Genomic DNA, 14,030 nt, shown 5'->3' on the forward strand with positions numbered 1-14,030 from the left:
CCGGGTGACGGAACATCCTAATCCTTGGGCTTTAGGAACTTGCCCGTCAGATGCGTCACGACAAAGCGCGGCAACAGACGTTCCACAAAGAGCACAGCCTTGTTGATAGGTCCCGGAACAATCCGGTCTGGAAATCCGAGCAGGATCGCCTTCGCAGCTTCCCAAGCGACTTTTTCCGGAGAAGTGCTGAAAAGAGTTCTCCAGAATCCCCTTTTAGAACCTGCCTGGAAATGGAATCCCGTATCGACAGTCCCCGGGCAGAGCGTTAAAACGCGGACGCCATAAGGACGCGCTTCTTCAGCAAGAGCTTCGCTATAGGAAAGGACAAAAGCCTTGCTCGCATAATAGGCCGCCATATAAGGCCCCGGCTGGAAACCGGCGACGCTCGCTACGTTCAAAATGACACCGCAACGGCGGGCATACATGGTTTTGAGGGAAAGTTTGCAAAGCACCATTAGGCTTTCGATGTTCAGCGTGACCATCTTTGTTTCCGATTCCGTCGGAATTTCAGTAGCGTCGCCGCTATAGCCGATGCCTGCATCGTTTACCAAAAGATCAGGCGGGCGACCGACCAGCTCGATCGTTTTTTCGAAAACCTGTTCCGCAGCCCCCGAAACCGAAAGATCTGCCGGAAGGGCAAAAGCATTTACGCCAAAGCGGACAGAAAGGTCCTTTGCCAAGGTTTCGAGCTTATCGGCCCGACGCGCCACCAAAACGATGTTTTCGGTTTGCGGCGCAAGCGTATAGGCGATTTCCTTGCCAATGCCCGCACTTGCGCCTGTAATCAAAAGAGCTTTATATCGTTTCATGATTTTCCCCCAAATTTCTATATTAGGGCCGTCTCTTTGAAATTAACTTTTTTTTATGGAATTCGCAACTCATGGACATTGTTGGCATTTTACTTGTCGCATGTGCGTTGTCGATCGACTGCTTTGCTATTTCTCTTTCGGTTGGACTGTGCCGTAAAGAGACCTCGCAGATTGAAATTTCAAAGATCGGGCTCTTTTTTGGCGTATTCCAAGCTGGAATGACTTTGCTAGGTGCCTTCTGCGGAAAATTTTTGGCGGAGCTCATCGGAGCTTTTGACCATTGGATTGCCTTTGGGCTTTTGGTCTTTTTGGGCGTCCGCATGATCCGCGAAGCGGCAATCGGCGGAGAGGACAGAACCTTTACCCAAAAGCTTTCCTTGAAAACCTTGGCGGCTCTTGCCGTGGCGACAAGCCTCGACGCGCTCGCGGTCGGGCTTTCCTTTGCGCTGATCGGGCACGAGATTCTTTGGACCTCTTTCGTCATCGGTATCGTCGCATTCCTTGCGGCAGAAATCGGAACGAACGTGGGCAAGACTGCCGGGAAAAAATTTTCTTCCGAAGTGACGGAATGGATTGGCGGTGTCGTTCTGATTTTAATCGGGATAAAGATTCTCGCCGAGCATTTACAGCAGGATCTTTCCTAAAGAATTTTGGATTTTTTGAATTTTTCGCGCACGAGCAAAAGATCGTGTTCGTAAGGGTCGCGTTTGAAGTCGTCGAAAGCCCATGCCGTCGGAATAAAGTGTCCTTTCGCATAATGCAGAATCATGTCGAGCCAGAGGCCCGCGCCCGCGTAAAGCTTGAACGGACCACGCTTATAAGAAGGCAGAACGACCTTGTCTAAATCCATGTAGCCGATGTCGATATTCACGTGGCGCTGTTCTGCAGATTCGGCGAAGGTCTGTTCCAAAGCGTTCGAACGTTCCTTTTCCTTGCCAATTTCTTCCGGGGAAACGGTGCGTTCAAACGAAAGCACGCCGCGGTAAAGACCGCTTCCCATTTCGGGGGTGTAATAATCGGTTTTGTCGAAAGGGTAAAGTTTGCCCAAGTGACGGATCGGTCCCCAGGTCTTTTGCAAGGATCGGAGAAGGTCTTCGGGCCATTCGGCACCCGGGACAAGGACAAATGCGAGAAGTGCTGCTTTTTCTGAAAAATGATGAGGTGTTGCCATGATCAATGCGTGTAAAGCTGGAGCATTTTTGCCATGAATTCCAGCTGGTCTTCGGTAAAGGCTTCCGTATCTTCCGGGTTATCGGCCGATATGGGGAACATCGGATTCAAAGCGTCGGGGCACATGACGCCCATTTTGGCAAGGACAATACGCGGCATCACTTCGGAAGGCATGTCGAGATAATCGGCAGAGACTTCGGAGTTTGCCAAAAGCGGAATCAACGCGCCGCAGTGCGGAGTATCTTCCAAGCCGTCTTGGACATTGGATTTGTCTAGGGCATTGCTCACTTCGGTGGTCGTCGACGTCGTATGACGCAGGCCGAAGAAATGCCCCGATTCATGAATTGCGGTCAAAACAATCTGCAGTGCACTTTGCGAAGTTTCCCTGCTGTTGTTTTCCAGATAATGCGTTCCAATGACAACCGTACTGCCATCGCCACCGCCAAAGTTTCCACTGAAAAGTGCAGAATATCCGAGGATACCCGTCTTTTCAATCCGATGCACGAGGACAATATCCAGAGCATTATAGATATCTGGTTCCGCATCGGAATTTGGCCAGCCGCCCAATTCCGAAACAAAGTAGTCATCCGAAGATTTTCCCGCAAGCCAAGGTTCGTTATCCGGATAGAAATTGGAAAGATCCGTGCGCTCCGACGCATAATGCAGATAGAGCGTATCCACGACCGCTCCCCCAGCTGCAAAAGAACTGCGGAATTTTTCGAGCATCAAACGGGAAAGGCTATCAAGAGAAACATTATCTTGCGTTCCATCATAAGAACCGGCGACAATCAAATTCACCTTGAAATGAAGACTGTTCGACCCCGAACCTTCGAAGCGAAGATTCTGAACCTCTCCGGAATAATATTCTCCGTCTTCCACGAGAGAAGTTCCCCAGAAAGCCAAATCGGATTCCTGACAATCAAAATGATAAACCCAGCGGCCAGCTGAATCTGTCGCTTCCAAACTGCGAGTCCGATTTCCGATGATGTAAGTTGTAGATGTTTTTGGAATCAAACGGTAGAGCTGGAGCTTTGGAGCCTCATGAGTCGAATCCGCATCAAAAGAAAGCGTGTACTGTCCATTTGGAAATACGCGCATCAAAACGCCCGTGCTCAAGTGCTGTTCCAAGGAATCATTTGCCGCAGGATCGTTTGCGTAGATGGAAAATGAGGCGTCCAAGGGCTTTAAGGAAACATCATCCGACGAAGATGACATCGTTTCAAAAAGTTCGCAGCCCGAAAGTGTGAAAAGCGAAGCCATTCCTAAAAGGGAGAAAATTCGAGATTTTTTCTTCGTTTTCGTCATTCGAGCGTCTACCATTAAGAGAATTCCTGCTATAGAATCAATTTAATCAAATTCAAGGAGAAAAGAATGCATTGGGAAGATTTGAAAAATTTTTTAAAGCCCCTGTCGGAAAGACCCGCCCTTGCCGGTTTTTTTGCAGGAGTTCTTTACCTGTCTTCTGCCGCATTCCCGCTTTACGGTGCGGTCTGCACCGCTATCCTAATTGTCTTTTTAGCGATTCTTCCCACCTTTCCGCGTCGCACGACGCTCTGCATTCTGCTCGCCTTTTCGCTGCGGTTGCTTCTTATGCTTTGGAATAGTCCTGAATATAAATTCGAGCCCGAGAAACTTCCCCGGGAAAGTTCGGGTTTTGTCGAATCCGTACTGGACAGGCCCGAAGGCGTTGCGGCCATTCTCCAAAGTAAATTCGGAAAACTGCGTCTTTCAAAAAAAGAACCGCCCTTCCCCGCTCCCGGAGATTCGATTTTGTTTACGGCAAAATGGTACCCGGTAGAGCCTCCTACGGTACCGGGAGGATTCGATTCGCCGAAGTGGCTTCAAAGCCAAAATCTCGCCGGCTTTGGAAAGCTCGAAAAATTTCAGGTTTTACGCCACCGGTTCATTCCGGAAGAAGCCTTTTCAAAGATTCGCCACGCACTCAAAAATTACTTCGCCCAGTTTTTACCGCCAGCGGAAACAGGACTCTTGATCGGGCTTTTGGCTGGTGACCGTTCAAGCATTCCCGATTCGCTGCAAAGCGGATTTCGTCGAGCGGGAATTGTGCATGTTCTCGCGATTAGTGGGTTTCATGTCGTGCTACTTTCGGGAATGGTCCTACTGTTTTTGAAGGCGACCCGGATGCCACACAAATTTGCCCGGAGCGCCGCCATTTTATTAATGCTCCTTTATGCTCCGATCGCCGGAGGTTCGCCCGCCGTGTACCGAGCCGTTTTCATGTTCACCGTGGTGCAGCTTGGACAGCTCTTTCAGCGCAAGGCGGACGGTCTGAATTCGCTCGGAATCGCCCTGTTGATTTTGACAGCAATCGATCCGCAGATCTTGTGGAATGTCGGTTTTCAACTTTCCGCTTCTGCGACAGGAGGGATCATCGCCTACGGAAAGCGTTCCCCCTGGGAGACCGAGAACGAAGCCTTCAAAAAGAATCCGCTTTGGAAATTTTTGGAATCGAATGTTCTGAGTGCAATCTGGATTACGCTTGTTGCAACAGCATCGACTGCTCCGTTTTTGATTTGGTCGTTTCATTCCCTGTCGCCGATTTCCATTTTGGGAAATATTTTTGTTGTTCCGCTGGTGAGCCTTGGCATGCAAGCAGGAATCTTTGCGCTCCTTTTGCCGATTCCGATGATTGCGAACTTTTTTTGTGCGGCGGCTGGATTTTTATTTCGCCTTTCGGCGTATCTGGTGAGCCGAATTTCTACCGTTTCGATTGCCTCGGTGACCGTTGGACCTTTCCCCGCCTGGATTTTAATTCTCGGCGGCGTGCTCGTGCTTTCGCTCGGCGCTTTTAAGAGCAACCGTTTTGCAAGAAAACAGGTCCTTGTGATTTTGCTCGCCTTTGGCGTTTACGCTCTTGGTTCGGAACTCGGAGGCAAGTTAAAGCCTTCCTGGAAAGTATCGGTTTTAGACATTGGGCAAGGCGACTGTATTTTTGTCCAAAGCCCTCGGGGAGACGCTTACCTTGTCGATGTCGGTGTGAATTCCGGAAGGCGGAACGTGGCAAACGACAAAATTATTCCCTTTTTGCAGGAGAGTGGCGTGTGGAAGTTGAAAGGAATCATTGTAACGCATCCGGACTTGGACCATTTTTCGGGAGCGAGCGTTTTGATGAAAGAATTTCCCGTGGAGAATCTTTGGGTGCAGGAATGTTCCCGCATTACAGAAAAGCCCGAATGGCAAGAAGTTCTCCAAACCGCATCCGAAAAGAACATTCCCATTCAGGACTTACGCCGCGGCATGCTCTTTACCGAAACGACTCGCCAAGGCTTGCACCACGTGAACACCTGGAAAATGCGCGTTCTGCACCCCGACCCGTTTCATTGCGGCGAGACCAATTCCGAAAGCACCACGATCCGCATTTCAGGCGTGGGAGGCTCCATTCTGCTCACGGGAGATTTAACGAAAGAGGGCGAACGGGAAATTCTCGCCACGGACATTCCCCTGAAAACAGACATTCTAAAACTCGGCCATCACGGTTCCAAAACTTCCAGTTCGAGAGAATTCTTAAAAGCGGTTTCCCCGGACATCGCCATCGCTTCGAACGGCCGTCATAATAAATTCCACCACCCGCACAAGCAGGTGGTGGAAAGACTCGACAGTTTGAAGATTCCCCTGCTGAACACGTCCCAAAAAGGAACTGTCCAGGTGGAATTTGACGAAAGTGGTTACCGCATAACGACAGCGCTTTGAAAACGCAAAAATTACTTGAAGAAGCCGAGAACTTCTTCGTTCACCAAGGCGTTCGTCGCGACGCTTGTATAACCTTCATGAATCAGATGCGAAGGCGTGCCATCCGCATTGAAAAGCTTGGATTCACCGTTCAACAGGGAGAACTTGCCTCCCGCTTCCGCAAAGATCGCCGGAAACGCGGCGACATCCCACAAGGAAACAGTCGGATCGATCATCGCTTCGGCACGGCCCGTAGCAACGAGGAAGTAACCGTAGCAATCGCCCCAGCCACGGTAGAGCAAAGCCGACTTGCGATAGCGTTCAAAGTTGTCTGCATAACCTTCAGTTTCGAACGTATTCACCGTTCCCGAAAGGGCAAGGCCCTGCTTCATCTTCGCCACCTTCGAAACGTGAACTTGTGCATCATCCATAAAAGCTCCCAAGCCCTTGCCCGCATACAGCATGTGATTCTGCGCCGGCAAATTGACAATGCCCACCCAAGGTTCGTCTTTGTGATAAAGACCGATCAACGTTCCGAACAAAGGAACACCGCGAATAAAAGACTTGGTGCCGTCAATCGGATCGAAAACCCATTTGTATTCAGCATCCGGTTTTTCGATTCCGAATTCTTCGCCGATAACGCCAAAGTTCGGAGTTTCCTTTTCAAAGACCTGACGCAATTTTTCTTCTGCGCCTTTGTCTGCAATAGTGACAGGCGTGTTGTCCGGTTTCCATTCCACAGAAAGGTGCTTTTCGTAGTGCGAAAGAATCACAGCCTGTGCGGCAGTAGCGGCACGCTTTGCGATTCCCAAAAGTTCTTTGACTTCTGACATTTTGAACCTGAGCGTTAAGCGTTCGTCCACTTGGTCGCAAGATCGATCAGCAGTTGATTTTCCTTAGGCTGTCCAATCGTGATGCGGACCCATTCCGGCATGCCGAAGCTCTTGAGGTAACGGATGATCATGCCGTTCTGTTCTAAGAACTTCACAAATTCTGAGCACTTTTCGCCAATGTGAACGCAGATGAAGTTCGCCTGCGTCGGAAGAACCTTGTAGCCAAGATTCGTAAAGGCTTCCGTGAGCTGCGCGTTGCCCGCATTGTTCATATCGAGCGTCTTTTGAATATGATCGTCGTCGGAAAGAGCGGCTTCTGCAGCGGCCTGAGCGGCGAGGTTCACATCGAACGGCGGCTTCACCTTCCAAAGAGCCTTGATCACTTCGCTGCTCGAGAACGCATAACCGACGCGGACACCTGCAAGACCGTAGATCTTGCTGAAGGTGCGGTTCAGCATCAGGTTCGGGAATTTTTCTAGCTGCGACAGGAGCTTCGGATAATCCTTTGCAGTCGCAAATTCGGAATAAGCTTCATCGATGAACACGAGAATGTTCTGCGGAACCTTGGAGAGGAATTCGAGGATTTCCGATTCCGTGTAATAATAACCGGTCGGATTGTTCGGGTTGCAAATAAAAATGGCGCGAGTCTTCGGCGTAATCGCTTGAATATACGCGTCGAGATTCGGTCGGTTTTCTGTTTCTTCAACCGAAATGAACTTGGCGCCGAAGAGAAGGGCGGTCGCCTTGTACACAGAGAAGGTCGGGCGAATGCCGATAATTTCGTCACCCGGGCGGAAATAAGCCTTACCGACCATGTCGATGATTTCGTCCGAACCGTTGCCGATCACAATCTGATCCGAATTCACGTGGAACTTGTTTGCCAAAGCGGAAATCAGATGCGGAGCGTTTCCACGCGGATAAAGGTGCAGCGTATTCACGATGTTCGTGTACGCTTCGCAAGCCTTTTTCGACGGGCCCAATGGATTCTCGTTCGAAGCGAGCTTTACAGCGTTCTTTAAACCATACTGTTCACAAATTTCTTCAATGGACTTTCCAGGAACGTAATCGGAAAGATTTTCGAGTTCAGGACGTGTTTCGATCATATAACCTCTCGCGGCAAAATTTAGCAAAACAAATGCATCGTTATCGAGCCATCAGCGTTTTGTTTCCATATGGAGATTTTAGGCGAACAACCCCCTTTTGCACTGTAGAAGCAAGTACAAATAGATTTCCCGAACGCGTCACAGAAACCGGCAAACGCCGACCATCCAGCGAATACATTTGAACACGAACATGGCCCAGTTCCGCAGATGTAAGCCCCGTAACCTCTAAGATAAAGCTGCCCGTTCCATTTTTCCATGTACGAGCGGTAAAGATTGCATGGCGAAGACCAACGATTGCCTCGCGGGGTTCCATGCTAGGCACATCACCCTCGTTCACACTTGTCGATGCCAAGAGTTGCACATCGCTGTTATATGTCGATGCAAACGGGTTTACGACGAGAGCGTTCGCTTCCACATCTACCGGCAACAAGATATTACCTTTGTTTATGCAGCTGTCCAAGCGCAGGTATTCCATCTGGTCTGTGCTTCCCACAAGCCCCGAAATCCAGCCATTGACCGAATCTGCAGAAGTCTTTATTTCGATATCGCCTTCATTGACCGCCTTGAAAAGATCGGCACTCTTGGCTCCCGGACGCACGTAGCCCGCAATACCGCCCACGAACGGAGCCTTTGCATTTTCAACGGAAATCTTTCCCTTGTTTTCTACGAAGCTTGCCTGTTTCACTTCCCAAATTCCCGCAACACCACCCACCTGCACCATTTGCTGTTCCTCTACACCATTATAAATCACATCGCCGTAGTTAACGCAACTGTCGAGAACTGTATTCGTATTGCCGGAGACATAACCAAAAAGTCCACCCAATGCCGCATAAGACGCCGTAAGTTCTACCTTGCCATAATTAAAGTTACCCGTCATCGTCTTTTCAGAACCAAACGATAGTATTACACCGGCAAGACCGCCCACAAAGCCCGTTTCAGTCGAAACGTTTACCGAAATGTTACCCTTGTTCACATTGTCCTTGAATGTGCAAGGGGCAAGAAGTTCTCCTACAACGCCACCCACATCAGCATTTATGTGGCCTTTCACCGTAATGTTCGCTTCGTTCACATTCCTTTCGATTGCACCCGGATCCACAAGAACGCCAATCACACCGCCAACCGCAGCCTGTTTCTGGTTAGACACATTCATGGTTCCCTTGATCGTGTTATCGTAAAAGCCGACCCACTTCGCCACAGTGTTACCCATCAAACCGCCCCATTGCAGAGCTCCCTGATCATTATCGACTGTTTCATAAATCAATTCCACCGAATTATTCCGCAGTACGGCCTGCCCCGTCACCACCTGCGTCACAAAGGTGCCCACAAGCCCCGAATGACGGATGTACGTATTTTCGAATACGACATTGCTGTAATAGAGTGTGTCGCTGCCATTGTTAAACACCGGGCCGATAAAGCCCGCATTCCCGACATATCCCAAGGAATCATCGATATACAAGTTCGAAATCTTGTGACCATCACCGTCAAAGCTTCCTTCAAATGGACCGATTGCCTCCCAATTTCCCACATCACGACCGCAAACAGGACTTAAATCCAAGTCCGCAGTCAGCTTGAAATGCAAGCCCTCGCCCGCATTCTGTAATTTGACGCCCTTGTAAGTGCCACTATCCAAAACAGCATTGCGAAACTGCAACAGTTCCTGCACAGAGCCAATGGTTAACGGATTTTCTTTTGTACCTAGGTCCGTCGCATAACAAGCTGCCGCAAATACCATAAGTATCATAAATTTTGCAAACTTCATATAGCCTCTGATTTCATTTGTTCACAATTCCAAATATAGATTCCATTCCCCATAAAATCGGGCATAATAAATATAAATGAAGAAAAAACGCAAAAACGCCTCGTTTTAACGAGGCGTTTTTTGCTCACACGTACGTGAGCCAAATCGTGATGCCGTATTGCGAAGGTTACACAACGCGGGTCATGCCGCTCATGCGGTCACGCAGCCAAGCACCGACTTCTTCAACAGGGTGGTTGCGGATGTTCTTGTTCACCTTGATCAGTTCTTCGTTATCCACAGCGGTGGTCTTGCCTTCGCCGTAGATAGCGCCGATGTCGTCCTTCTTCACTTCGTTCTTCATGAAGTCAGCGAGCAGAGGCACGCACTTGTTGGCGAACAGGTAGCAACCGTATTCGGCGGTGTCGCTAATCACGCGGTTCATTTCGTACAACTTCTTACGAGCGATGAGGTTCGCGATAAGCGGAGTCTCGTGGAGGGATTCGTAGTAAGCGCTCATCGGCTTGATGCCCACGGAGCACATGGTTTCGAATGCGAGTTCCACGCCAGCCTTAATCATAGCGACCATGAGGACGCCACGATCAAAGTATTCCTGTTCGGAGATAGCCTTGTCGGTAGCTTCGACCTTTTCGAATTCGAGTTCGCCGGTTTCGCCACGCCACTTGAGAAGGTCCTTGTCGCCGGCTTCCCAGTCGACCATCATGGTGCTGGAGAACTTGCCAGAGATGATGTTGTCCTGGTGCTCCTGGTAGAGCGGCTTCATGATCTTCTTCATCTTTTCGGCGAGTTCCGTTGCGCGAATCTTGGCCGGGTTGGAGAGACGATCCATCATGTTGGTGATGCCGCCGTGCTTCAGGGCTTCGGAAATGGTTTCCCAGCCGTACTGGAGCAGCTTGACCGCGTAAGCCGGTTCAACGCCGAATTCCTTCACCATCTTGTCGTAGCAAAGGATGGTGCCGGTCTGGAGCATACCGCAAAGGATGGTCTGTTCGCCCATGAGGTCGGACTTCACTTCGGCAACGAAAGAGCTTTCGAGAACGCCCGGACGGTCGGCATGGAGGCCAGCGGCGTAAGCCTTGGCGTAGTCCCAGCCCTTGCCTTCGGGGTCGTTTTCCGGGTGCACAGCGATAAGGCAGGGCATACCGAAACCGCGAACGTATTCGCTACGGACTTCGGAACCCGGTCCCTTCGGGGCGACCATGATCACCGTGATGTCCTTGCGGATTTCCTGGCCTTCTTCAACAATGTTGAAGCCGTGGCTGTAAGAAAGGGCGGCGCCCTTCTTCATGAGCTTCATGATGGCCGGGATCACGTTGTGGTGCTGCTTGTCCGGTGTGAGGTTGCAAACGAGGTCTGCATCCGGAATCATTTCTTCGTAGGTACCGACCTTGAAGCCGTTTTCGGTAGCGTTCTTCCAGGACTGGCGCTTCTGTTCAATAGCTTCCTTGCGGAGCGTGTAAGAGACGTCGAGGCCGCTATCGCGCAGGTCAAGACCCTGATGGAGACCCTGGGCACCGCAACCGACGAACACAATCTTCTTGCCCTTGAGGGCTTCAACACCACGGCTGAATTCAGAATGTTCCATGAAACGGCAGTGGCCAATTTCTTCGAGTTGGCGACGCATAGGGATAGAATTGAAATAATTCATTTTTTGAACCTCTGTTAAATAGAATGTTTCCGGGGGAAAAGATAGCATTTTAGACGACGCCTCGTCTATAAAAGGGGGAAGAATCCCCCTAATTGCAGCCGCCTTGTCCGCGTCATACCGCACACTGTCATACCGGACTCCGTTCCGGCATCGCCATTTCAATCCGCGTCTAAGCCGTCTTCCATACACCCCCTCGCCTAGTGGCTCCGCCCCTAAAACCCCGAATTACATCATTGCGAGCCCCGAACAGGGGTGAAGCAATCCATGCGCCCTGCTAGGGGACTCCTACGGAGTCCCTCGCTGCTCGGCTCGGCAATGCAGAAATGCTAGCATTTCTGCGCTGCGCTCGCCTCACTGCTAGTCCTCTACGCAACGAACTGAAAACCCGTTGCTATTGTCGTAGTCGTAGGTGTACAGGAACGCATTGTCGTTGACGTAGTACAGGGCCATGCTGTACGCGAAGTAGCCATTGCGCTCCGTGGAACTCCAGAAGAACGCGTAGTAGCCCTCGTCTTCGTAATGGCCGTAGCCGTCCCTGAGGCCGGCAGGCAACGCCGCAAACGAGTAGGCGTCCGTGCCGTTACTGCTATTGTACCAACCGGTCAGGGACTTGAGCTTTTTACCTGCTGTTGAGGAGCCACCCACGGTCGTGAACAAGGCTTCCCATTCCGATCGGCGCGGCAGGTGCCAGCCCTTGGGGCACACACCGCGGACTGGCAAGGTCGGCGAGCATGTCGAACCGTATCCGCAGCCCCTGCCGTTCGTGCTCCATTCGCCCACGCTATCCATGGCAGCGGCCCATGTATAAAGGCGGCCGTACTTGGTGCAGTTGGCAGGGGCATCTTCATAGCACCAGCTAGTGGAATCAGATGTATAGCCCCTATAGTTATAGGGAACACCGGTGTAGGCGTAGTTCAGGTTCTCGGCCATCCAGGTCTGCGTACCGATGGTGACGGTCTTGTAAATTTGTCCATCGCGGCTGTCGGTCATGGTGCCGTAGGTGATTACATTGCCCGCAGAGTTACTGCTGGATGCAACCGAAGACGACGAGAAGTTTTTGTCACCCTGGAGGCTCGAAGAGCTGATAGTGTCCACGGAACTGCTAGAATTAGACTGTTTCGCCTTTTCACTGCTCGACGAAGTCACTTCGGCTGGTTCAGTGACCTTGCCGCTACTCGAAGAAGACGATTCAATCCCCGGTTCGTCATTCGGCCCAACCGAGGCCGATGAGCTGTCGTCACACCCGACAAAGGCAAATGCCACCAAACCCATCGTAACAAGAAACTTTTTCATAAAAGCCCCCAAATAAAAGTCATTCTTTGCAAATGTAATTTATTTTCACCTACCGACTTTCTTCACCGCCAATTCCAAGTCAAGATCATGCAAGCCGGGATACGCCTTAATAAGGAAATCAACAGGAACCTTCTTTGCAACTTCTGCACTGGATTCATTGTAGAACCACTGGTAATAGGCGTAAAACTCGCCTATCCAATCGGGTAAAAAGCCCTCCAATGCATTGCCAGGTTTCAGATTGTAATTATCAGTCTTTACAAAGAAATCCCACAATGTCTTGGCATCCATGGTATTGACATACGCCTGAGCCTCATCAATATCCTTCCTAGTCTTGCTCTGCATATACGCCTGAATAAAATCCTTCGTATCTTTATCAGAAAAAGACTGAGCGACAAAATCAAAAAGTTTCCCCTGGTTTTCAACGACATCTTTTAGATACGCTTCTTCGTATGCAGGCATAAGGACCTCCTAAAGCAAGGTGCTAAAAACCTTGGAAACTTTATTCTCGTCAGAATCAACGAGTTCCCTCATTTTTTTTCGAGCCAAGGAATCTCGGGTGTTGTACTTTTCATTAAACTCTCGGTAATCGACAGAATATAAGCCATCGTGTAATTCGCACAATTTGGAATACGCCAGTTCTGTCTTGATGCAATACTGGATACCGAGTCCGCCCAAAGACAACAATTCTTCCAGAATGTCGACATCGACATTGTCACGAACAAATTCCTTCGCAATGTAAAAATACGATGCGTTTGCCCGCCACCCTTTTATGATATCGTAATTTGACGAATCGACGCCATACTTCTCAATAAACTTTGCAGACAACACGCGATACCTTCTGGAGTCATCGGCATCCCTGTTTTTCATAAGTTCCGCAAGCCAACACAAGACATTTTTTTCCTGGAAATCCAAAATTTTCAGACCGCCCGTATCGAGTTCGTACTTGTGAACCCAACCGTTAACTTCTGTAGGCTTGCAAACCGCCCATTCCTTTGCCAATTCAAAATCCGCAGTCAGGTAAAAACCGCGACCATAGTCGTGTCTGTCATTGCCAAGACCGAAGGTCGGCGTGAACTGTTTTTCAGACGTTCCGTGATATAGAATAAGTTTGGGCATAATGGCTTCTTGCCTAGTCCTTTACACAACGGACTGAAAAACAGTAGTACTTGGCGTAGTCCTCCAAGTGCGCATTGTCGTTGTTGAAGCGCAAGTACATGTAGTGCGCGTGGCTACCGAACTCCGTAGAACCCCAGAAGTTCGCGTCGTAGCCCTTGTTGCCGTAACTGCCATAGTAGTACTTGTTGCCAGCAGACAACGCCGAGAAGCCGAAGGCGTTCTCGTTGGTGCTGCTACTAAACGCTAGCCAGCTTGATGCCGCCTTGAGCATCTGACCCGCAGTTGATTGGCCGCCAATCGCCGTGAACAGGGTGTTCCATTCCGTTTGAGTCGGCAAATGCCAGCCTTCGGGACAAACTCCTCGAACTGGGTAGGTCGGCGAGCATCTCTTGCCATAGCCGCAGCCCTTGCCGTTCGTGCTCCAAGTGCCCGCGCTGTCCATGGCAGCAGCCCACGTGTAAAGGCGACCATATTTTTCGCAATACTCGGCAGAATCTTTGTAGCAGAAACTGTTATCCGTCTTGTAGTTGAGGTTCTCCGCCATCCACCATTGGTCGCCGATTTTTACAGTCTTGTAGGTTTGACCATCGCGGTCATCAAGCACAGTCCCAT

General features: G+C 50.2%; 12 protein-coding genes and 1 pseudogene. 2 read left to right on the plus strand and 11 right to left on the minus strand.

Annotation, left to right across the window (positions count from 1 at the left end):
• Positions 1–17 precede the first annotated feature (17 nt).
• Entirely contained in the window at positions 18–809 is a 792-nt protein-coding gene (locus BGX16_RS00380) for an SDR family NAD(P)-dependent oxidoreductase (protein WP_100424288.1), read from the minus strand.
• A 71-nt stretch (positions 810–880) separates the two neighbouring features.
• Between BGX16_RS00380 and BGX16_RS00385 the strand changes: the two genes are divergently transcribed.
• On the plus strand, positions 881–1,453 hold the full coding sequence (locus tag BGX16_RS00385; RefSeq protein WP_100424289.1) for a manganese efflux pump MntP: 573 nt from the start codon (positions 881–883) through the stop codon (positions 1,451–1,453).
• Here the strand turns inward: BGX16_RS00385 and BGX16_RS00390 are convergent.
• Together BGX16_RS00390 and BGX16_RS00395 are read right to left on the minus strand one after the other, a co-directional pair.
• The gene (locus BGX16_RS00390) at positions 1,450–1,980 is read right to left on the minus strand and encodes a DUF4416 family protein (protein WP_100424290.1); all 531 of its coding nucleotides are present in this window, start codon (positions 1,978–1,980) and stop codon (positions 1,450–1,452) included. The two genes, BGX16_RS00385 and BGX16_RS00390, sit on opposite strands and share 4 nt — an antisense overlap.
• A gap of 2 nt (positions 1,981–1,982) precedes the next feature.
• The gene (locus BGX16_RS00395; protein ID WP_157797788.1) at positions 1,983–3,299 is read right to left on the minus strand and encodes a hypothetical protein; all 1,317 of its coding nucleotides are present in this window, start codon (positions 3,297–3,299) and stop codon (positions 1,983–1,985) included.
• 51 nt (positions 3,300–3,350) lie between these two features.
• Here BGX16_RS00395 and BGX16_RS00400 point away from each other — a divergent pair, with 51 nt between their 5' ends.
• Positions 3,351–5,690 carry a DNA internalization-related competence protein ComEC/Rec2 gene (locus BGX16_RS00400; protein WP_100424292.1) on the plus strand — a complete coding sequence of 780 codons (2,340 nt, stop codon included), beginning with the start codon at positions 3,351–3,353 and terminating at the stop codon, positions 5,688–5,690.
• An 11-nt stretch (positions 5,691–5,701) separates the two neighbouring features.
• Here the strand turns inward: BGX16_RS00400 and BGX16_RS00405 are convergent, their stop codons facing one another.
• The 8 genes and pseudogenes from BGX16_RS00405 to BGX16_RS15315 form a co-directional block, all read right to left on the minus strand.
• Positions 5,702–6,502 (minus strand): inositol monophosphatase family protein, encoded by an 801-nt coding sequence (locus BGX16_RS00405; RefSeq protein ID WP_100426682.1) that lies wholly within the window; start codon positions 6,500–6,502, stop codon positions 5,702–5,704.
• A 14-nt stretch (positions 6,503–6,516) separates the two neighbouring features.
• Positions 6,517–7,605, minus strand: coding sequence for a histidinol-phosphate transaminase (gene hisC / locus BGX16_RS00410; RefSeq protein ID WP_100424293.1), 1,089 nt, complete (start codon positions 7,603–7,605; stop codon positions 6,517–6,519).
• Between the two features lie 40 nt (positions 7,606–7,645).
• Positions 7,646–9,346 carry a hypothetical protein gene (locus BGX16_RS00415; RefSeq protein WP_157797789.1) on the minus strand — a complete coding sequence of 567 codons (1,701 nt, stop codon included), beginning with the start codon at positions 9,344–9,346 and terminating at the stop codon, positions 7,646–7,648.
• A 184-nt stretch (positions 9,347–9,530) separates the two neighbouring features.
• A complete protein-coding gene (gene ilvC / locus BGX16_RS00420) occupies positions 9,531–11,009 on the minus strand; it encodes a ketol-acid reductoisomerase (protein WP_100424295.1) in 1,479 nt (492 codons plus the stop codon).
• A 357-nt stretch (positions 11,010–11,366) separates the two neighbouring features.
• Complete coding sequence (locus tag BGX16_RS00425) at positions 11,367–12,302, minus strand: fibrobacter succinogenes major paralogous domain-containing protein (protein WP_241899377.1); 936 nt, start codon at positions 12,300–12,302, stop codon at positions 11,367–11,369.
• Positions 12,303–12,347: 45 nt separating this feature from the next.
• Complete coding sequence (locus BGX16_RS00430; protein WP_100424296.1) at positions 12,348–12,761, minus strand: hypothetical protein; 414 nt, start codon at positions 12,759–12,761, stop codon at positions 12,348–12,350.
• A gap of 9 nt (positions 12,762–12,770) precedes the next feature.
• Complete coding sequence (locus BGX16_RS00435; protein ID WP_100424297.1) at positions 12,771–13,418, minus strand: DUF3990 domain-containing protein; 648 nt, start codon at positions 13,416–13,418, stop codon at positions 12,771–12,773.
• 13 nt (positions 13,419–13,431) lie between these two features.
• A pseudogene (locus BGX16_RS15315) lies at positions 13,432–14,025 on the minus strand (fibrobacter succinogenes major paralogous domain-containing protein); the annotation flags it as partial.
• Between the last annotated feature and the right edge of the window lie 5 nt (positions 14,026–14,030).

The organism is Hallerella succinigenes (genome assembly GCF_002797675.1).
GTDB classification, from domain to species: Bacteria; Fibrobacterota; Fibrobacteria; order Fibrobacterales; family Fibrobacteraceae; genus Hallerella; species Hallerella succinigenes.